We start from the raw sequence: 18,902 nt of genomic DNA, 5'->3' as shown, positions 1-18,902 counted from the left end.
CGCCAGGGCCCGGTGGTCGGCCACGTCGGCGGCGGCCAGCGGGTCCGCCGCGGCCTCGGGGCGCAGCGCCACCTCGGCCCACAGGGCGTCCGACCCCGGATGCCCGGAGTCCCGCGCCGCCCGGGCACGCTCCACCAGCTCGGCGAAACCTCCGTCCGGTGCCTGCGCCGGGGTCTGCGTCGGTGCCTGCGCCGGGACCGAGGCGGACGCCTGTGCCCGGGCCGGTCCGGGGACGGCGGGCGCTTGCGGGATCGCGGAGAGCGCGGAGAGCGCGGAGCTGCGTACGCCCAGCGGCAGCATCCCGGTCAGCGGGGCCTGCCCGATCCGGGCGAGGAACCGCTCCGAGGTCCGGGTGGCGCGGTTGCGCGCGTCGAAGCGGCGGGCGATGTCGAGCGTGCCCGCGCGCAGCGCCTCGTACAGCTCGGACACGCTGTGCGGGACACCCTCGTAGGGGACGGCCGGGCTCTGCCCGTGCCCCAGTTCCTTCAGTCGCCGCAGCAGGACGAGGACGCCGCCGTGGAAGGCCAGCTGGTCGGAGAGGTTGGCGAGCGGGGCCACGTGTGCCGCGTGATCGGCCAGGATCTCCAGGCCGCGCGACTCGTTGCCGGTGAGCGCGCAGAACTCGATGTGCCGTCCGATGGAGGGCAGCAGGCTTTCGTTGCCCCGGGCCAGTCGGTAGCCCCGCAGATGGGCCGAGCGGGCCTCGTCGAACCGGCCGAGCCGTACCAGCGGCAAGAGCGAGGTGGCCAGCACCCGGTGGGGCTCCTCGGCGCAGGTCCGCTCGCCGGTCAGCACCGGCTGCCAGACCTCCAGGGCCTCGGCGTCGTCGCCGCGCAGCACGGCGTAGTGGCCCTGGGAGTTGAGTTCGCAGGCGTGGCAGTCGCTCATGTCGTCGCGCTCGGCGGCCTGCCAGCGGGCGTACGCCCGCCCGGCCCGCTCGTCGTCGCCGGTCGCGTGGGCGAGCCACAGCTCGGACTCGCGTACGGGGCGTTCGCCGTAGCCGGCGATCCGGTAGCGGCGTTCCATCTCGTCCAGCCAGCCGATGGCGGACTCCAGCGGCACCTCGGGCGAGTTGCCGATGGCGGTGGCCACCCACTTGAACTGCCAGAACAGCGAGTGGGCGGCCCACTCGGAGAAGGCGCCGGGATCCTTGTCGTACTCCTGGAGCAGCCGGGCGAAGGGCACGAGCATCTTCGTCGACTCGGTGCTGTACAGGTAGGCGTTGATCAGGGTGTCCAGTGCCTCGCGGAACAGCTCCCGGTCCCCGGTGGCCTCGGCGGCGGCGGACAGCGCCTCGGCGTGAGCGTTGCGGGCGGCGCCGCCCGGGGCCCGGCGGTTCTCGGCCAGCCCGCGCTCGATCTCCTCGCGCGTCATGGTGCTCACTTCTCGTTCTCCCGGGTGTCGGCGGGGTGGGTGGCCCATTCCAGGAGCCCGAGGAAGGCCCGGTTGAGCAGGGTGGAGTCCGCCGCGCGCAGCGGCCGCTGGGACATCAGCAGGGCCTGCCCGTAGAGCGATTCGACGGCGGTGGCGGTCAGCGCCTCGTCGGGGAGGGCCGCGATCCGGCGGATCAGCGGGTTGTTGTGGTTGAGGACCAGGCGGGCTCGCGGCGCCGAGCCGCGCAGCGCACCGAGGATGCCGCTCCACAGCGAGTCGGCGCTGTCGAGGGCGGCGGTGCGGTCGCGTTCCTGGCGGGCCTGGCGGTCGTCGAGGTAGAGCGCGGGGACGGCGACGGGCTGGAAGGCGCGCAGGACGACGTCACAGCTCTGGGGTTCCAGCCGGGTGCGGGCGGTGGCCAGGAAGGGGGCGAGGGCCAGCTCGGCGGCGGTCGGGACCGGGTCGAGGCGCTCGGTGACGGCTCCGGCGTCCAGCTCGGCGACCGTGAGGTCGGGGCGCACGCTGGGCAGCAGGGCCAGCAGGTCCGCGTCGTAGGTGTAACCGGCGTTGATGACGCCGAGGCCGTGGGCCGCCGCGATCGGGGCGATCTGGCGGAACTCCTCGACGGTGCGCGTGAAGTGGATCTCGCAGTGCGCGGCGGCGAACTCCTCCAGGCTCATCGAACCGTCGCTCGTCTCGAACGGCAGCCAGGGCAGCATCAGGCCGAGCAGTTCGGCGTCGTGGCGGGCCAGCGACTTCACACCGAGGTGATGGACGCTCAGGAAGGCGGCCAGCCGTTCCGGTTCGCTCGCGGCGAGCTCGGTGAGCCAGCCTCGGATGCGGACGCCGAGGGCCTCGCGTACGGCGGCCAGGGTCTCGTCGTCGTACAGGTTCTCGCGGGACGCGGTGGGCCGCAGGGTGTCGGTGTCGAGGGCGGCGCGGACGAAGAACGCCCAGTCGGGCAGCAGGTTGTCGGCCTTGTCGGTCAGCAGCATGCCCTTGAGGTGGACGCGGTGTCCGGACCGGTGGGCGGGGCTGGTCGGCTCGGGCAGGACGTACGCGACTCCGCGCACTCCGGCGACGGGCAGGTCGAGGTCGATGCTGTCGAGCGGGGTGAAGCCGAAGAGCTGCGCGCAGTGTCCGGCGAGCGCGACGCGGCGGGCGGCCGGGGTGGGGAAGGTCCGGTCCCAGACGGCGGGCCGGTCGGTGACGGGGCGGGGCCCGTCGCCGGAGCCGTCGTCGAAGGTGATGTCGTAGGGGAGGAGGGCGCCGTAGTCGCGGGCCAGCTGCCCGACCTTGGCCGGGACGAGCCACTCCTCGGCGCCCGGTCGGCCCTCGAGCACGACGGTCGTACCGGGCTCCGGGCGGGCATCGGCGGGCAGCTCGCGGACGGTGTAGGAGCCGTCGTCCGTGGCCAGCCATTCGACGGGCGCGGCCTGGGGGTCGCGGGCGGAGCGCGTGACCACGCGGATCTGGCGGGCGACGACGAAGCAGGCGAGCAGGCCGATGCCGAACTGGCCTAGGAACTCCTGACGGGTGGTCTCCAGGCCGTGGTCACCGCCGCGCTTGGAGCTGCGGCCGATGGTGGCGAGGAGGGAGTGGGCCTCGGCGGCGGTCAGGCCGATGCCGCTGTCCTCGATGGTCACCCGGTTCGCGGTGGCCGACAGACGGATGCGGATCTCGGCCGCGGGGTCCAGGGCCTGGCGGGCGGTGACGGCGTCCACGGCGTTCTGGAGCAGCTCGCGGACGTAGACGCGCGGGCTGGAGTAGAGGTGGTGGGAGAGCAGGTCGACCAGACCGCGCAGATCGACCTGGAAGGTGTTCGCCGCGGGATCGGCGGCTTCGGGTGCGGCTGCGGCTGCGGCATCGGCTGTGGCTTCGGCCTTGGCACGGGCTTCGGCTTCGGCCTTGGCGTTCGCGGTAGGGGTCGGTTGTGCGGACGTCATGGTGCGTCACCTCGGGTGCTGGCGTGGCGTGTTCGGCGACCGCGAGGTCCCCCCTCACAGATCCCGGAATGAGGAACAGAGTAGGGGGATGATCTGACAATCCCTTCGTGAATTTCACGCTTCCGGTTCCGCTCCCCGGTCTTGTCCGGGCTCTGCTCCCGGTCCTGCTCCCGGTCTCCTTCCCGTACCGCGCCGTCGGCTAGGGGAAGCGCAGGAATTGCGGGGGCACGGCATCCGCCAACCACACCCCGTTGGCACTGATCCGGAAGACGTGTCCGGCGGCGCGCATCGCCCCCGCGTCCACGCTGAGGACGACCGGCCGGCCGCGCCGGGCGCCCACGCGGGTCGCCGTCTCCCGGTCGGGGGACAGGTGCACGTGGTGGCGGGCCATCGGTCGCAGGCCCTCGGCGCGGATCGCGTCCAGGGCGGCGGCGACAGTGCCGTGGTAGAGGTACGCGGGCGGTTCGGCCTCCGGCAGGTCCAGGTCCACGGGGACGGTGTGGCCCTGGCTGGCCCGGATCCGGGTGCCGTCGACGGCGAAGCGCTGCTTGTCGTTGGCGGCGACGACGTGGTCGAGCTCGGCCCGGCTGATGGGGAAACCGTGTGCGGCCGCCGCGCTCAGGAGGTCTTCGATCTCGACCCAGCCCTGTGGGTCGAGCACCAGTCCGATCCGTTCCGGCTGATGCCGCAGGTGTTTCGAGACGTATTTGGACACCTTCACGGTGCGTCTGTCATCCATTGGCCCAGCGTGCCGGGTCGGCCGGGTCCGGCGCAGCGGATTATCGCCGCCCCGCGGAACCTGGACTCCCTCTATCGCCTTTCCAAGATACGGAATATATTTTCCGCTGAGCTGCCGCCTCAGGGGAGAAACCATGACATCCAACACGTCTCTGTCGCGCCGTGCGGCCGCCGAGCTCATCGGCACCGCGGCCCTGCTCGTGGTCGTGGTCGGCTCCGGAATCCAGGCCGCCGCCCTCACCGCCGACACGGGGGTCGCCCTCGTCGCCAACTCGCTCGTCTCCGCCATCGGCCTCGGGCTGATCATCACCCTCTTCGGGCCGCTGTCCGGTGCCCACCTCAACCCCGTCGTCACCCTCACTTCCTGGTGGGGCCGTCGCACCGGCGGCGAAGGGCTCGACGGCCGCGAGGCCCTCGTCTACACGGCGGCCCAGACCGCCGGGGCCATCGGCGGAGCCCTCCTCGCCGAGGTGATGTTCGGCCGCACTCCGGGCACCTTCTCCACCCAGGTCCGCGACGGCGGGCACCTGCTCGTCGGAGAGGTCGTCGCCACGGCCGGACTGGTCCTCGTGATCCAGGGGCTGGGGCGGATGGGCCGCCCGAAGCTCATCCCGGCCGCGGTCGCCGCGTACATCGCCGCCGCGATCTGGTTCACTTCCTCCGGCTCCTTCGCGAACCCGGCCGGCACCATCGGTCGCAGCTTCAGCGACTCCTTCACCGGCATCGCTCCGCAGTCGCTGCCGGGCTTCGTCGGGGCGCAGCTGGTCGGCGGGATCCTCGGCCTGGTCCTCGCGGCCCTGCTCTACGGGAGCGGCCGCACGACCACGTCCTCGAAGAGCCCGGTGGTCGAGGTGATCGAGGTGATCGAGGTGGCGGAAGTGGCCGGTCCCGCCGCTCCGGTGGCCGAAACCCGCACGACCGGACCGGCGTACGAGACCGCGAGCTGAGCGGAAGGCTCGGTTCCCCACAGGGGGACCGTAGTTGTCCACAGCCCTTTGGGCAGGTTTCGGCGGCAAAAGAGTGATCCGCCCTGTGGACTACTGATCGAGTACTACCGGCCGCCCCGGTTCGCCAGCTCGTTCATCGTCCGGGCCTGCAGTTCCCGCTCCGTGGCGGCCCGGACGAACTCCGCGATGTGGTCGGCGCCCACCAGGTCCTGCACCGCCCGCACCGTTTCGGCGGGCAGCGCCACCGGGGCCGGCCCCGAGGGCTGCGGCACCCCGGCGGCGCCGAGGTGCCGTTGCAGGTGCCGGGTCGCGAAGAGCCGCATCGCCCGCGCCAGCTCGGCGTCCACCGTCTGCTGTGCCAGCGGTCGCAGCCTGCGTACCATCGTCGCCGCCTCCGCCGCGTCCGAGTCCGTCGGCGGGACGGCCCCCAGGTAGCGGGCGAAGACGTGCTCCGTGGTGAACTCCAGGAAGCGCGACGCGATGTGCTCCACCTGGCCGCGCAACTCCCGCAGGTGCCCGGTGATCGCGGGCAGCGGGACCCCGGCCGCGTACAGCTCGGCGGCCACCGCCAGCTCCTGCGGGGACGGCACGCGGAACTGGTCCGGACATCCGGGGATCCGCTCCAGCACCCCGAGCTCGCAGGCCTCGCCCACCGCGTCCTCGTCGGGCCTGCCGCCGAAGCGCTCGTTCAGCTCGTCCCGGCTGATCCGGGCCGCCTCCTCGTCCGTCCACGGTCCGTGCACCTCGGCGACCAGACCGAGGACACCGCCGAGGCCGCGACCCGCGTCCCAGGCCTCCAGCAGCTCCTTGATGGAGGCCAGGGTGTACCCGCGGTCCAGCAGGTCGGCGATCTGGCGCAGCCGCGCCAGATGCGTGTCCCGGTAGACGTTGGAGCGGCCCCGCCGTTCCGGCGTCGGCAGCAGACCGCGGTCCTGGTACGCCCGGATCGTGCGGACGGTCGCACCGCTGTGGTGCGCCAGATCTTCGATCCGGTACTCGGCTACTGCCTGATCGGACAATCCCGGCTCCCTACGACATGGCGGCCCGGCCGACCGCGCCCGCGGCGGACCGGGCGGTCGGCGAAGCCGCGAGGTACTCGACCGCCCTTCGCAGCGAGCCCTCCTGCGAGGGATGGTACGACCGCCGCAGGTAGCGGGGTATGGCCATGCCGAGCTCTCTCCAGGTGGGCCGCAGTCCCTCGGCCGCGGCGCGGTGGTGCGCGCGCAGCGAATAGCGGGGCCGGCCGGGCAGTTGCGGGTCGTTGCGCAAGAGGTACGAGGTCCCCGACACCCACAGCCGGGCCAGGACCGGCGCCACCACGACCATGCCCTCGATGCGGCGCGCGTAGCGGGGCAGACCCGCGCCGCCGCGGTGCTGGTACATGTCGAAGGCGACGGAACGGTGCTCCACCTCCTCCGCGCCGTGCCGGCGCAGCAGGTCGAGCGGGGTGGTCTTCCAGTCGAAGGCCACCCGCCGCGCAGTGATCGCGTACGAAGTCGGGCGCGGGCCGCCCAGGGGCGCCCGGCCCGGCTCCGCGGGCCCGCTCACAGCTTGGGCTCCAGCTTCGCGAACCGCCGCAGGGTGCCCGGCGCGAACCGGGACATCCACAGGGCGCCCTTGGACTCGGGAGTCACCGGGACCACGGCCTGGTTCTTCACCACCGCGAGCAGGATCGCGTCGGCGACCTTCTCCGGGGGGAAGTTGCGCAGTCCGTAGAGCCGCGAGGAGCGCTGCTGGCGCCGCTTCTCCTCGGCCGCGTCCACCCCGGTGAACCGGGAGGTCGCGGTGATGTTGGTGTTGACGATGCCCGGGCAGATCGCCGAGACCCCGATCGACTGCGACGCCAGCTCCGCGCGCAGGCACTCGCTCAGCATCAGCACCGCCGCCTTGGAGGTGCTGTAGGCGGGCAGGGTCTTGGACGGCAGATAGGCGGCGGCGGAGGCGGTGTTGACGATGTGCCCGCCCTGGCCGCGCTCGGCCATCTGTTTGCCGAAGATCCTGCAGCCGTGGATGACGCCCCACAGGTTGACGTCGAGGACCTTCTTCCAGTCCTCGGCGCTCGTCTCCAGGAACGGCCCCGACAGGCCGATCCCGGCGTTGTTGACCAGGACGTCGACGATCCCGTACTCGGCGGCCACCTTCGCCGCGAGCTTCTCCATCGCCTGCTCGTCGCTGACGTCGACGCACTCGCCCCAGGCCTGGGGCGAACCGACCAGGCGGGCCATGTCGGCGGTGCGCACCGCTCCCTCGGCGTCCCGGTCCACGCACACCACGCGGGCGCCGGCCTCGGCGAACGCGAAGGCGGTGGCCCGGCCGATGCCGCTGGCGGCTCCGGTGACCAGCACCAGCTGGCCGCCGAAGCGGTCCGCGTACTTGCCCGGGGCCCTGCGCTCGGGCGCCCGCGCGGCGGGTTCCTCCCGGGAGGTGACGAACTCGGTGATCCAGGCGGCCAGCTGGTCGGGTCGGGTCCGGGGCACCCAGTGCTTGGCCGGCAGGGTGCGCCGGACCAGCTCGGGGGCCCACAGCTCCAGCTCGTCGTAGAGCCGCTCGGAGAGGAAGGCGTCCCCGGTGGGAGTGATCAGCTGGACCGGTACGTGGGCGTACGCGTCGGGGCGCGGTCGGCGCAGTCGGGGCCGGACGTTGTCCCGGTAGAGCCAGGCGCCGTGGGCGGCGTCGGAGGGCAGCGAGGCCGTGGGGTAGGCACCGGCCGGGATCTTCTCCAGCCGCTGGAGGAGCTTCGGCCACTGCTTGCCGAGCGGCCCGCGCCAGGCGAGCTCGGGCAGTACCGGCGTGTGCAGCATGTACACGTACCAGGACTTGGCGCCCTGGTTCAGCAGCTGGGCGGCCCGGCGCGGGGTGGGCCGCGCCAGCCTCTTCTTGATCCAGTGCCCGAAGTGGTCGAGGGAGGGCCCCGACATCGAGGTGAAGGAGGCGATCCGGCCCTCGGTGCGGGAGACGGTCGCGAACTCCCAGCCCTGTACGGAGCCCCAGTCGTGGCCGACCAGGTGCACCGGGCGGTCCGGGCTGACCGCGTCCGCCACCGCGAGGAAGTCGTCGGTCAGCTTTTCCAGGGTGAAACCGCCGCGCAGCGGCTGCGGCGCCGTGGAGCGGCCGTGGCCCCGTACGTCGTAGAGCACGACGTGGAAGCGGGGGGCCAGCCGCTCGGCGACCTCCGACCAGACCTCCTTGCTGTCCGGATACCCGTGGACCAGGACCACGGTCGGCAGCTGTGGGTCACCGAGCTCGACGACGCACAGCTCGATCCCGCCCGTACTCACCCAGCGCTCGCGCGCCCCCGCGAACGCCGAGCCCGATGCCGCCCCGAATGCCGTTCCGCTCATGCCGACTTCTCCTCAGCCCAGCGCCGCACGTGCGGCAGATCGTCGTCCAGCCAGAACGCGCTCTCCTCGGGATCCCCGGAGTCGGTGACGACCAGGATCTCCTCGAACTTCGCGCCGGTGCCCCGGAAGCCCAGGTGAGGCTCCACCGCCCACAAACCGGGCTGCGGCGGATGGTCGGAGAAGTGGTACGGGCTCCACAGCGGGGACCAGCCCTCGCGGTGTCCGTGCAGGGCGTCCGAGGCCAGCCCCTTCAGGGCCTGGGTGCCGAAGCCGAACACGGTCGGCGACCAGCTCCGCTCCTTGACCCGGTCTATTTTGTGCGCGATGACACCGAAGGGATAGGCCCGGTGTCGGTTCGCGTAGCCCTGGCTGATCATCAGCCGTTCCACGTCCTCGTAGATGTGGCGCAGGGAGCGGCGCTCGCGCACCTGGTCCAGGATCAGCGCGCGGTGTGCCCTGAGGTCGGACATGAGCCGGTCCTGCACCGGGTTGAGGCCGAGGCTGCCCGAGTACCCGATGTCCGCCGTGTAGCCCTTGTGGACCGGGGCCATGTCGAGGATGAACGGCATCCCCGGCTCCAGGGCCCGGTTCGTCGGGAAGAACTGCAGGGGGATCTTGAAGTTCGTGAAGGCGGTGCGGTCGCCGAACCACGCGAACGGCATGTGGAACCAGTCCCGCACCCCGCGCTCGCGCAGCCAGTCGCGCTGCATCCGCGCGGCCTCGCGCTCAGTCACACCGGGGCGCAGCTGCGCCGCGACGGCCTCCGCGCACTCGTAGGAGAGGCGCTGCACTTCCTTGAACCCGCGCAGTTCTTCCGCGGAGAGTCCTGTGGTGCGTTGCTTGGTGTGCCCAGCCATGCCAGCCGTCCGTCCGTGTAGCCGTACGCGCCCGTAACTTGACACTGATGAATGTGACAATGACCGGAGGTCACGTCAAGGCCCGTGCACGGACCTGTGGACAAACTTGTCCGGTGCGCGTCGGCGGCCATCGGCCGTGTCGGCCGCGTCCGCCTGGAGTCAGCCTTTCGTCAGGGTCCGTAGTCCTGAAGGGGGAGGAAGGATCGAGCTTCAGGTCTGACGATCCGCGCCCGGACCGCCACTAACGTCGTCTCCGTGACTGTCATCGCGACCGAAAGCCTGAGCAAGCGGTACCCCCGAGTGACCGCCCTCGACCGGCTCTCCCTGGACATCGGGCCCGGCGTAACCGGGCTCGTGGGTGCCAATGGAGCCGGCAAGTCCACGCTGATCAAGATTCTGCTGGGACTGTCCCCCGCCACCGAGGGCACCGCCGCCGTGCTCGGACTCGACGTAGCCACCCATGGCAGCGCGATCCGCGAGCGCGTCGGCTACATGCCCGAGCACGACTGCCTGCCCCCCGACGTCTCGGCCACCGAGTTCGTCGTGCACATGGCGCGCATGTCCGGGCTCCCACCGACCGCCGCGCGCGAGCGCACCGCGGACACCCTGCGCCACGTCGGGCTGTACGAGGAGCGCTACCGCCCCATCGGCGGCTACTCCACCGGCATGAAGCAGCGCGTCAAACTCGCGCAGGCGCTCGTCCACGACCCCCAGTTGGTGCTCCTCGACGAGCCCACCAACGGGCTCGACCCGGTGGGCCGTGACGAGATGCTCGGCCTGATCCGCCGCGTCTACACCGACTTCGGCATCTCGGTACTGGTCACCTCCCACCTGCTCGGCGAGCTGGAGCGGACCTGTGACCACGTCGTGGTCGTCGACGGCGGCAAGCTGCTGCGCTCCAGCTCCACCAGCGACTTCACCCAGACCACCACGACCCTCGCGGTCGAGGTCACCGACTCCGACACGCATCCGGACGGCACCGCCGCCCTGCGCAAGGCGCTCGCCGAGGCGGGGGTCACCCTGCACGCGGGTGAGGAGGCGGGGCTGCCCGGAGCCGGGCACATCCTGCTGGTCGAGGCGACCGGCGAGGCGACGTACGACATCGTCCGCGACACCGTCGCCGACCTCGGCATCGGCCTGGTCCGCATGGAACAGCGACGCCATCACATCGCGGAGGTCTTCCGCGACAGCGACCAGCAGGCCGCCCAGGCCGCCCAGGCCGCCCAGGCGGCACAGGCAGCACAAGCCGCACAGGCGGCCCAGGCCGCAGCCCCGTACGCCACCCAGCAGAAGGGAGCCGGTTCCGATGGCGCCTGACACCTCGACCCAGATCCACAACATCGGCTACCGGTCCTACGACGGCCCCCGGCTCGGCCGCTCCTACGCCCGCACGTCGCTGTTCTCGCAGTCCCTGCGCGGCGCCTACGGACTGGGGCGCTCGGCCAAGTCCAAGGTGCTGCCGATGCTCCTCTTCGCGGTGATGTGCGTGCCGGCGCTGATCCTCGTCGCGGTCGCCATCGCGGTCCCCGGCTCCACCGACCTGCCGATCAAGTACACGACGTACGCGCTGACCACCCAGGTGATCATCGGCCTCTACCTCGCGTCACAGGCGCCCCAGTCGGTCTCCCGGGACCTGCGGTTCAAGACGGTGCCCCTCTACTTCTCGCGACCGATCGAGCGCGTGGACTACGTGGTCGCCAAGTTCGCCGCCATGGCCTCGGCCCTCTTCATCCTCACCGCCATCCCGCTGGTGATCATGTACATCGGCTCGCTGCTCGCCAAGTTCGACTTCGGCGACCAGACCAAGGGATTCGGGCAGGGACTGGTGTCCGTAACGCTGCTGTCGCTGCTCTTCGCCGGCCTCGGCCTGGTCATGGCCGCGCTCACCCCGCGCCGCGGTTTCGGCGTCGCCGCCATCATCGCCGTGCTCCTGATCCCCTACGGCGCGGTCACGGCCGTCCAGGGCATCGCCTACAACACCGGTTCGACCGGAGTCGTCGAGTGGCTGGGTCTGTTCTCCCCGATCAGCCTCATCGACGGATTCCAGGCCGCGTTCCTCGGCGCGACCTCGGCGTTCCCCGGCCAGGAGGCCCCCTCGGCCGCCGCCGGCACCGTCTACCTGCTCGTCATCCTCGGCCTGATCGCCGGCTCCTACGCCGCCCTGATGGCCCGCTACCGGAAGGCCGGGCTGTGACCATCATCGACATCGACCACACCTCCCGCTGGTTCGGGAACGTCGTCGCCGTCAACGACGTGACCATGCGCATCGGTCCCGGCGTCACGGGCCTGCTCGGCCCCAACGGCGCGGGCAAGTCCACCCTCATCAACATGATGGGCGGCTTCCTCGCCCCCTCCACGGGCACCGTCACCCTCGACGGCACGCCGATCTGGCGCAACGAGCAGGTCTACAAGCAGATCGGCGTCGTGCCCGAGCGCGAGGCCATGTACGACTTCCTCACCGGCAAGGAGTTCGTCGTCGCCAACGCCGAGCTGCACGGCCTCGAGGAGGTCGCGGCCCAGCGGGCCCTGGCCACGGTCGAGATGGAGTACGCGCAGGACCGCAAGATCTCCACGTACTCCAAGGGCATGCGCCAGCGCGTGAAGATGGCCTCGGCCCTGGTCCACGAGCCGTCCGTGCTCCTGCTCGACGAGCCGTTCAACGGCATGGACCCGCGTCAGCGCATGCAGCTCATGGACCTGCTGCGGCGGATGGGCGACGACGGCCGTACCGTGCTGTTCTCCTCGCACATCCTGGAGGAGGTCGAGCAGCTCGCCTCCCACATCGAGGTGGTCGTCGCCGGCCGGCACGCGGCCTCCGGAGACTTCCGCAAGATCCGCCGTCTGATGACGGACCGCCCGCACCGCTACCTCGTCCGTTCCTCCGACGACCGGGCCCTCGCCGCGGCCCTGATCGCCGACCCGTCCACCGCCGGGATCGAGGTCGATCTCAAGGAGGGCGTGCTGCGCATCCAGGCCGTCGACTTCGGGCGCTTCACCGAGCTGCTGCCGCGGGTCGCCCGCGAGCACGGCATCCGGCTGCTGACGGTCTCGCCTTCCGACGAGTCCCTCGAGTCGGTCTTCTCCTACCTCGTCGCGGCCTGAAGGAGCTGGCACCCATGTACAACCCCACCGTTGCCCGGCTCACCTACCGGGCCCTGCTCGGCCGCCGCCGCGCGCTGATCCTCTTCGCGCTGCCCGCCCTGCTGATCGTCATCTCCATCGCCGTCCGCGCCTTCACGGGCCTGGACGACAAGGTCGCGGCCGACCTCCTCGGAGGCTTCGCGCTGGCCACCATGGTCCCGCTGATCGGGGTCATCGCCGGAACCGGCGCCATCGGCCCGGAGATCGACGACGGTTCGATCGTTTACCTGCTCTCCAAGCCGGTGAAGCGCCCGACGATCATCATGACCAAGTTGATCGTCGCGATCGCCGTCACCATGGTCTTCTCCGCGATCCCCACCTTGATCGCCGGCTACATCCTCAACGGCAACGGCCAGCAGATCGCCGTCGCCTACACGGTGGCCGCGCTCATCGCGTCGGTCGCCTACAGCGCGCTGTTCCTGCTGCTGGGCACCGTCAGCCGGCACGCGGTCGTCTTCGGCCTCGTCTACGCGCTGATCTGGGAATCGCTCTTCGGCAGCCTGGTCGACGGGGCCAAGACCCTCAGCGTCCAGCAATGGGCCCTGGCCCTGGCGCAGAAGATCGCCGGTGAGGGGTACGTGGACGCCACCGTCGGGCTGCCCACCGCCGTGATCCTGCTCGTCACGGTCACCGTCGGCGCCACCGTCTACGCCGGACAGAAGCTCCGCCGCCTCACCCTGGCGGGCGAGGAGTAGGAGAGCGCCCTGTCCTGCGCCGGCGGACCGGTGTCCCCGTCGGCGTCCGGACCGGATGTTTCACGTGAAACAGTGCCCCGCCCGGCCCACCGGCCAGGCGGGGCACAGGTTCGCGCGGCATCATCGGGACATGATCGAGTACAGGGAGCCCGAGCCGTCCAGGCCCGTCTGGTCCTGGATTCGTTCCGCACCCGGCACCCACATATGGATGCTGATCATCGCCATCACCAGCGTGGTGGTCGTGATCGTGCCCGACCACCTCGAACACGTCCTGCTCCACCGCAACAGCAGCAACATCCACGAGCTCGCCCGCCACCCCGTACGGGCCCTGCTCAGCAGCGCCTTCTGGATCGAGAGTCCGTACTCGCTGCCCCTCTACGTGGTGCTCTTCGAGGTCTTCCAGGCCAATGTCGAACGCTGGCTCGGGACCCTGCGCTGGCTCTTCGTCATCGCGACCGGCCACATCACGGCCACCCTGATCAGCCAGAAGCTGGTTCAGATGGCCATCGAGGACCACCGTGCCCCGCGCAGCATGGTCCATGTCGTCGACATCGGCGTCAGCTACGGCCTCGCGACCGCCGTCGGAGTGCTGACCTACCGTCTGCCGGGCCCCTGGCGCTGGCTCTACCTGGCCGGCTGCGTGGCCTTCTTCGGCCTTCCGCTCGCCACCGGAGGCACCTTCACCGACCTCGGCCACGCCATCGCGCTCGCCGTCGGCCTACTGGCCTGGCCACTGACGAGGAATCCGCGTCCGCGCCGGGCCGGCGCGCATGTTTCACGTGAAACGTGATCGAGGGGGAGCCGGTCCCACCACCCCGTGCCCGCGAACGGAAATTCACTGGTACGCGGCGGGCGGCGGGGGCAGAGTGAGCTGTGCGGGGAGCAACAAGAAGGTCCGGAACAGCCACTTCGAGCGCGCCTCGCGGCGCGGGCTGTTCCGGACCTTTCCCCGTGTCGTCCTTGGCTACGCGGCGCCCAGCAGACGTTCCAGGACCACCGCGATGCCGTCCTGCTCGTTGGAAGTGGTCACCTCGTCGGCGACCGCCTTGAGCTCCGCGTGGGCGTTGGCCATCGCCACCCCGTGCGCGGCCCAGCCGAACATCGGAATGTCATTCGGCATGTCGCCGAAGGCGATCGTCTCGGCCGCCTTCACACCCAGACGACGCGCGGCCAGCGAAAGACCGGTTGCCTTGCTCAGCCCCAGCGGCAGTATCTCCACGACGCCCGGACCGGCCATGACGACTCCGACCAGGCTGCCCACGGTCTGCCGGGCGACCTCGACGAGGGCGTCCTCGTCCAGCTCGGGGTGCTGGATGTACAGCTTGTTCAGGGGGGCCGTCCACATGTCGGCCGTGTCCTCCAGGTAGAGCGCCGGAAGGCCCTCCTGCACCTGGTAGCCGGGGCCGATCAGCACGTCGCCGTCGACTCCGTCCCGGCTGGCGGCCAGCGCCAGCGGACCCACCTCGGCCTCGATCTTCTCCAGCGCGAGGGCGGCCAGCTTCCGGTCGAGCGTCACCGAGGTCAGCAGCCGGTGCGCGCCCGCGTCGTAGACCTGCGCGCCCTGCCCGCAGACGGCGATGCCCTTGTAGCCGAGGTCGTCGAGGACGTGCCGGGTCCACGGCGCGGCGCGGCCCGTGACGACGATGTGCGCGGCACCCGCCGCGGTGACCGCGGCGAGTGCCTCACGGGTGCGTTCCGAGACGGTGTCGTCGCCGCGCAGCAGAGTGCCGTCGAGATCGGTCGCGACGAGCTTGTACGGGAACGGGGCCGTGCTCACTTGGCGATCGGCTCCAGGAATTCACGGCCGCCCAGGTAGGGACGGAGGATCGCGGGCACCCGGACCGTGCCGTCGGCCTGCTGGTGGTTCTCCAGGATCGCGACGATCGTGCGCGGGACGGCGCACAGCGTGCCGTTCAGCGTGGACAGCGGCGCGGTCTTCTTGCCGTCGCGGTAGCGGATCGAGAGGCGGCGCGCCTGGAAGCCGTCACAGTTCGAGGCGGACGTCAGCTCGCGGTACTTGCCCTGGGTGGGGATCCACGCCTCGCAGTCGAACTTGCGGGAGGCGGAGGAGCCCAGGTCGCCGGTGGCGACGTCGATCACCTGGAAGGGCAGCTCGAGGGCGGTCAGCCACTGCTTCTCCCACTCCAGGAGCCGCTGGTGCTCGGCTTCGGCCTCCTCCGGCGCGACGTACGAGAACATCTCGACCTTGTCGAACTGGTGGACGCGGAAGATGCCGCGGGTGTCCTTGCCGTACGTGCCGGCCTCGCGGCGGAAGCACGGGGAGAAGCCGGCGTACCGCAGCGGCAGCTTGTCCGCGTCGATGATCTCGTCCATGTGGTACGCGGCCAGCGCGACCTCGGAGGTGCCGACCAGGTAGTAGTCGTCCTTCTCCAGGTGGTAGACGTTCTCCGCGGCCTGGCCGAGGAAGCCGGTGCCCTCCATGGCGCGCGGGCGGACCAGCGCCGGGGTGAGCATCGGGATGAAGCCGGCCTCGGTGGCCTGGGCGATGGCCGCGTTGACGAGCGCCAGCTCGAGCAGGGCGCCGATGCCGGTGAGGTAGTAGAACCGCGAGCCCGAGACCTTGGCGCCGCGCTCGACGTCGATGGCGCCGAGGGACTCTCCGAGCTCCAGGTGGTCCTTGGGCTCGAAGCCCTCGGCGGCGAAGTCGCGGATGGTGCCGTGGGTCTCCAGGACGGTGAAGTCCTCTTCGCCGCCGACGGGAACGTCGGTGTGGACGATGTTGCCGAGCTGGAGGAGCAGCTGCTTGGCGGCTTCGTCCGCCTCGTTCTGCTCGGCCTCGGCCGCCTTGACGTCCTGCTTGAGCTGGTCGGCCTTCTTCAGCAGCTCGGCCCGCTCCTCCGGAGAGGCCTTGGGAATGAGCTTGCCGAGCGACTTCTGCTCGTTGCGCAGTTCGTCGAATCGCATGCCGGAGGACCTGCGGCGCTCGTCTGCGGAGAGCAGGGCGTCGACGAGGGCGACGTCCTCTCCACGGGCGCGCTGCGAGGCGCGGACACGGTCAGGGTCTTCACGGAGCAGCCGGAGGTCAATCACCCCTCCAGGCTACCGGGCCGGGCTTCCGGGGATCGCACCGATATCACGCTGCGTGGCACTATGTCCTAATTGCCGTGAATGGAAAACCTTCGTCGAGCGGCCGGAAGCGATCGCTCTGAGGAGGTCGATAAAGCCGGTCCCTTTCCTGGGAATGGGGCGTGGTTCCCCCGGCCGGGCGGCCTCTGAGCAGGGTCGCAGGCCGTTCTTTGTCCACAGGAATTCCCCGGCGGGGCAGCTTATCCACAGGCTGTGCGCCGCATCTGTGGACACAGGAACAGATCAATCCCCACCCGGGAGCGACCGGGGCTCAATCAGGGTTCAAACCGCCCTCACACACTCATTCGGGTGGGAATGACTCGCCCCAAAGAGTTGATCGGCGATGTGGGGGTGACGCCGTTCACCTTCCGCTCCCCAGCGCGAAACCTGTGCCACCCGACCGATTTGTCGACCTTGTCGTGCTGCTCTGTCGACTTGTCCCCAGGTCTGCATCTCTGCCTGTGGATAACTCTGTGGACAGTGGACGGCGCGCTACGGGCGCCCGTCGAGGCAGCGGGTCAGCCAGTCCGAGGCGGCCGTGAAATCGCCGTCCGAGGTCCCCGGCCGGGCCACCTGGATCTCACCCTGCGCGACACCGGCGCGCGGGTACGAACCGAGGAAGCGGATCTGGGGGCAGGTCCGCTTGAGGCCCATGAGCGCCTCGCCGACACGGCGGTCGGAGATGTGGCCCTCGGCGTCGACGGCGAAGCAGTAGTTGCCGATGCCCTCGCCCGTCGGCCGGGACTGGATCAGCATCAGGTTCACTCCGCGGACGGCGAACTCCTGGAGCAGCTCCAGCAGCGCGCCGGGGCGGTCGTCGCCCAGCCACAGCACGACGGAGGTCTTGTCCGCGCCGGTCGGCGCGGCCGGCCGGGCGGGGCGGCCGACGAGCACGAAGCGCGTCTCCGCGTTCTGCGCGTCGTGGATCTCGGTGACCAGCGGGACCAGCCCGTAGGTGGCGGCCGCGAATTCACCCGCGAAGGCAGCGTCGAAGCGGCCCTCCTGGACCAGCCGGGCCCCGTCGGCGTTGGAGGCGGCCGACTCCCAGAGGGCGTCGGGCAGGTTGGACCGCAGCCAGTTGCGCACCTGCGGCTGGGCGACCGGATGACCGGTGACGGTCTTGACGTCCGAGAGCTCGGTCCCCGGCCGCACCAGCAGCGCGAACGCGATCGGGAGCAGCACCTCGCGGTAGATCATCAGCGGTACGCCGGAAGCCAGCTCGTCGAGGGTCGAGGTGACCCCGCCCTCCACCGAGTTCTCGATCGGCACGAGGGCCGCCGCGGCCTCGCCGTTGCGTACGGCGTCCAGCGCGGCCGGGACCGAGACCATCGGGACGAGCTCCCGGGTGGCGGCTTCGGGCAGAGTGCGGAGGGCGGCTTCGGTGAACGTGCCCTCGGGACCGAGATAGGTGAAGCGGGTGGCCGACATGCGATCAGCCTAATGCCGGTCCCGGGACGCCACAGGGCTGTTCATCCCTCGAGCAGCCCCTGGCCCACGTACTCCCCGGCGCGGGCCCCGGGCGGTACCGCGTACAGGCCGCTGGACTCGTGCCGGATGAATTCCGACAGTGCGTCGCCGCGGTCGAGCTTGCGCTGCACCGGGACGAAACCGCGCATCGGGTCCGCCTGCCAGCAGATGAAGAGGAGCCCGGCGTCCGGGGCCCCGTCGGCGGTCGTCCCGTCGTGGAAGGAGAAGGGGCGCCGGAGCATGGCCGCCCCGCCGTTCTGCGCGGGCGCCGAGATCCGGGCATGGGCGTTGGAGGGGATGACCGGCTTGCCGTCGCCGCCGATCTTGTCGAGATCCATCGCGGTGGTCTCGCCGCCGCCGCTCAGCGGGGCGCCGGTGGCCTTCGTACGGCCGATGACCTGCTCCTGCTGGGCGAGCGACTGCTGGTCCCAGTGGTCGAGGAGCATGCGGATGCGGCGTACGACGGCGTACGAGCCCCCCACCATCCAGGCGTGCTCGGCGGGCACCGCGCCCTGGACGAAGATCCGCTTGTCGAAATCGGCCTCGGCGGGCTTCGGATTGTTCGTCCCGTCGACCTGGCCCATGAGGTTGCGGGCGGTCATGGGGGTCGCGGTGGCGCCGGGAGACCGGTTGAAGCCGTTCATCTGCCAGCGCAGGCGGGCGGCATCCCCGGCGTCCTTCTGCAGGGCGCGCAGCGCGTGGAAGGCGACCAGCCCGTCGTCGGCGCCGATCTGGACCCACAGGTCGCCGTTGCTGCGTTGGGCGTCGAGCCGGTCCGAGGAGAAGTCCGGCAGCGGATCGAGTGCGGCGGGACGGCGGGCGGTGAGCCCGGTGCGCTCGAAGAAGGAGTGGCCGAAGCCGAAGGTGAGGGTGAGGGAGGACGGTCCGGAGTCGAGGGCGATCCCGCTGTCGGCGGTCGGCGCGGCCCTGCCGGCCGTGAGCTGACGGGCGGTGTCGGACCAGCGGCGCATCAGGGCGGCTGCCTCGGTGCGGCCGGCGCCGGACGCCAGATCGAAGGCGAGGACGTGGCCCTTGGCCTGGAGGGGCGTGGTGATGCCGGCCTGGTGCTCGCCCTCGAAGGCGACCCGCGTGGCGCCGAGGGAGGCGAGGCCGCCCGCGGCGCCGCCGGAACCAGCCGCCGTCCCGGAACCGGCGATCGAGGAGTGCACGAGCGCCCCGCCGGTGGCGCCGAGTGCGAGCCCCGCGGCGCCTGCGGCGCCGACGGTGCCCAGCAGGCGGCGCCGGGAGATCTCGACCTCGGTGCGGCCCGTGGTGCTCTCGGTGGTCTCGCTGTTCTGGGTCACGCTGG

Annotated in this window: 15 protein-coding genes and 2 pseudogenes; 6 read left to right on the top strand and 11 right to left on the bottom strand. The window is 71.1% G+C overall.

Annotated elements, in window-relative coordinates; translation table 11 throughout:
- The 3 genes and pseudogenes from J7E97_RS30065 to J7E97_RS30055 form a co-directional block, all read right to left on the bottom strand.
- A pseudogene (locus J7E97_RS30065) lies at positions 1 to 1,383 on the bottom strand (tetratricopeptide repeat protein); the annotation flags it as partial.
- Positions 1,380 to 3,320, bottom strand: a complete 1,941-nt coding sequence (locus J7E97_RS30060) for an HSP90 family protein (RefSeq protein WP_215033870.1) — start codon at positions 3,318 to 3,320, stop codon at positions 1,380 to 1,382. The gene J7E97_RS30060 and the pseudogene J7E97_RS30065, both read right to left, overlap by 4 nt.
- A 199-nt stretch (positions 3,321 to 3,519) precedes the next feature.
- Positions 3,520 to 4,059 carry an RNA 2'-phosphotransferase gene (locus J7E97_RS30055; RefSeq protein ID WP_215033868.1) on the bottom strand — a complete coding sequence of 180 codons (540 nt, stop codon included), beginning with the start codon at positions 4,057 to 4,059 and terminating at the stop codon, positions 3,520 to 3,522.
- Between the two features lie 133 nt (positions 4,060 to 4,192).
- Between J7E97_RS30055 and J7E97_RS30050 the strand changes: the two genes are divergently transcribed.
- Positions 4,193 to 5,005, top strand: a complete 813-nt coding sequence (locus J7E97_RS30050) for an aquaporin (protein ID WP_215033866.1) — start codon at positions 4,193 to 4,195, stop codon at positions 5,003 to 5,005.
- A gap of 104 nt (positions 5,006 to 5,109) precedes the next feature.
- Here the strand turns inward: J7E97_RS30050 and J7E97_RS30045 are convergent, their stop codons facing one another.
- The 4 genes and pseudogenes from J7E97_RS30045 to J7E97_RS30030 all read right to left on the bottom strand — a co-directional run bounded on the left by J7E97_RS30045 (position 5,110) and on the right by J7E97_RS30030 (position 9,203).
- Positions 5,110 to 6,024, bottom strand: coding sequence for a MerR family transcriptional regulator (locus J7E97_RS30045; RefSeq protein ID WP_215033864.1), 915 nt, complete (start codon positions 6,022 to 6,024; stop codon positions 5,110 to 5,112).
- Between the two features lie 10 nt (positions 6,025 to 6,034).
- Positions 6,035 to 6,448, bottom strand: a pseudogene (locus J7E97_RS30040) (metal-dependent hydrolase); the annotation flags it as partial.
- A gap of 101 nt (positions 6,449 to 6,549) precedes the next feature.
- Positions 6,550 to 8,346: an SDR family oxidoreductase gene (locus J7E97_RS30035; protein ID WP_215033860.1), complete on the bottom strand. Its 1,797-nt coding sequence runs from the start codon at positions 8,344 to 8,346 to the stop codon at positions 6,550 to 6,552.
- Positions 8,343 to 9,203 (bottom strand): M24 family metallopeptidase, encoded by an 861-nt coding sequence (locus J7E97_RS30030; protein ID WP_215033858.1) that lies wholly within the window; start codon positions 9,201 to 9,203, stop codon positions 8,343 to 8,345. Before J7E97_RS30030 ends, J7E97_RS30035 begins: the two co-directional genes overlap by 4 nt.
- A gap of 255 nt (positions 9,204 to 9,458) precedes the next feature.
- Here J7E97_RS30030 and J7E97_RS30025 point away from each other — a divergent pair, with 255 nt between their 5' ends.
- From J7E97_RS30025 to J7E97_RS30005, 5 genes are all read left to right on the top strand, one after another.
- Positions 9,459 to 10,520, top strand: coding sequence for an ABC transporter ATP-binding protein (locus tag J7E97_RS30025; protein WP_215033856.1), 1,062 nt, complete (start codon positions 9,459 to 9,461; stop codon positions 10,518 to 10,520).
- Positions 10,510 to 11,397 carry an ABC transporter permease subunit gene (locus J7E97_RS30020; protein ID WP_215033854.1) on the top strand — a complete coding sequence of 296 codons (888 nt, stop codon included), beginning with the start codon at positions 10,510 to 10,512 and terminating at the stop codon, positions 11,395 to 11,397. The genes J7E97_RS30025 and J7E97_RS30020 overlap by 11 nt, the downstream gene beginning before the upstream one ends.
- A complete protein-coding gene (locus J7E97_RS30015) occupies positions 11,394 to 12,305 on the top strand; it encodes an ABC transporter ATP-binding protein (RefSeq protein ID WP_215033852.1) in 912 nt (303 codons plus the stop codon). Before J7E97_RS30020 ends, J7E97_RS30015 begins: the two co-directional genes overlap by 4 nt.
- Before the next feature lie 14 nt (positions 12,306 to 12,319).
- Positions 12,320 to 13,039: an ABC transporter permease gene (locus tag J7E97_RS30010; protein WP_215033850.1), complete on the top strand. Its 720-nt coding sequence runs from the start codon at positions 12,320 to 12,322 to the stop codon at positions 13,037 to 13,039.
- Positions 13,040 to 13,169: 130 nt separating this feature from the next.
- Positions 13,170 to 13,829, top strand: a complete 660-nt coding sequence (locus tag J7E97_RS30005) for a rhomboid-like protein (RefSeq protein ID WP_215033848.1) — start codon at positions 13,170 to 13,172, stop codon at positions 13,827 to 13,829.
- A 174-nt stretch (positions 13,830 to 14,003) separates the two neighbouring features.
- Here J7E97_RS30005 and J7E97_RS30000 read toward each other — a convergent pair whose 3' ends face one another.
- The 4 genes from J7E97_RS30000 to efeB form a co-directional block, all read right to left on the bottom strand.
- Positions 14,004 to 14,816, bottom strand: a complete 813-nt coding sequence (locus tag J7E97_RS30000; RefSeq protein WP_215033846.1) for an HAD family hydrolase — start codon at positions 14,814 to 14,816, stop codon at positions 14,004 to 14,006.
- On the bottom strand, positions 14,813 to 16,090 hold the full coding sequence (gene serS, locus J7E97_RS29995; RefSeq protein WP_215033844.1) for a serine--tRNA ligase: 1,278 nt from the start codon (positions 16,088 to 16,090) through the stop codon (positions 14,813 to 14,815). The genes J7E97_RS30000 and serS overlap by 4 nt, the downstream gene beginning before the upstream one ends.
- Positions 16,091 to 16,618: 528 nt before the next feature.
- On the bottom strand, positions 16,619 to 17,554 hold the full coding sequence (pheA, locus tag J7E97_RS29990) for a prephenate dehydratase (RefSeq protein WP_215033842.1): 936 nt from the start codon (positions 17,552 to 17,554) through the stop codon (positions 16,619 to 16,621).
- Between the two features lie 41 nt (positions 17,555 to 17,595).
- Complete coding sequence (efeB, locus tag J7E97_RS29985; RefSeq protein WP_308346847.1) at positions 17,596 to 18,897, bottom strand: iron uptake transporter deferrochelatase/peroxidase subunit; 1,302 nt, start codon at positions 18,895 to 18,897, stop codon at positions 17,596 to 17,598.
- Positions 18,898 to 18,902 lie beyond the last annotated feature (5 nt).

It is taken from the genome of Streptomyces sp. ISL-66, from assembly GCF_018614135.1.
Taxonomy (GTDB): Bacteria; Actinomycetota; Actinomycetes; order Streptomycetales; family Streptomycetaceae; genus Streptomyces.
Note: the sequence above shows the minus strand (reverse complement) of the source record. Positions and strands in the feature narration are given on the sequence as shown.

Excerpts from the sequence above, each read along its gene's own strand:
- J7E97_RS30060 (WP_215033870.1), bottom strand. The coding sequence starts at position 3,320 with ATGACGTCCGCACAACCGACCCCTACCGCGAACGCCAAGGCCGAAGCC.
- J7E97_RS30055 (WP_215033868.1), bottom strand. The coding sequence starts at position 4,059 with ATGGATGACAGACGCACCGTGAAGGTGTCCAAATACGTCTCGAAACAC.
- J7E97_RS30050 (WP_215033866.1), top strand. The coding sequence starts at position 4,193 with ATGACATCCAACACGTCTCTGTCGCGCCGTGCGGCCGCCGAGCTCATC.
- J7E97_RS30035 (WP_215033860.1), bottom strand. The coding sequence starts at position 8,346 with ATGAGCGGAACGGCATTCGGGGCGGCATCGGGCTCGGCGTTCGCGGGG.
- J7E97_RS30030 (WP_215033858.1), bottom strand. The coding sequence starts at position 9,203 with ATGGCTGGGCACACCAAGCAACGCACCACAGGACTCTCCGCGGAAGAA.
- J7E97_RS30020 (WP_215033854.1), top strand. The coding sequence starts at position 10,510 with ATGGCGCCTGACACCTCGACCCAGATCCACAACATCGGCTACCGGTCC.
- J7E97_RS30010 (WP_215033850.1), top strand. The coding sequence starts at position 12,320 with ATGTACAACCCCACCGTTGCCCGGCTCACCTACCGGGCCCTGCTCGGC.
- J7E97_RS30005 (WP_215033848.1), top strand. The coding sequence starts at position 13,170 with ATGATCGAGTACAGGGAGCCCGAGCCGTCCAGGCCCGTCTGGTCCTGG.
- pheA (WP_215033842.1), bottom strand. The coding sequence starts at position 17,554 with ATGTCGGCCACCCGCTTCACCTATCTCGGTCCCGAGGGCACGTTCACC.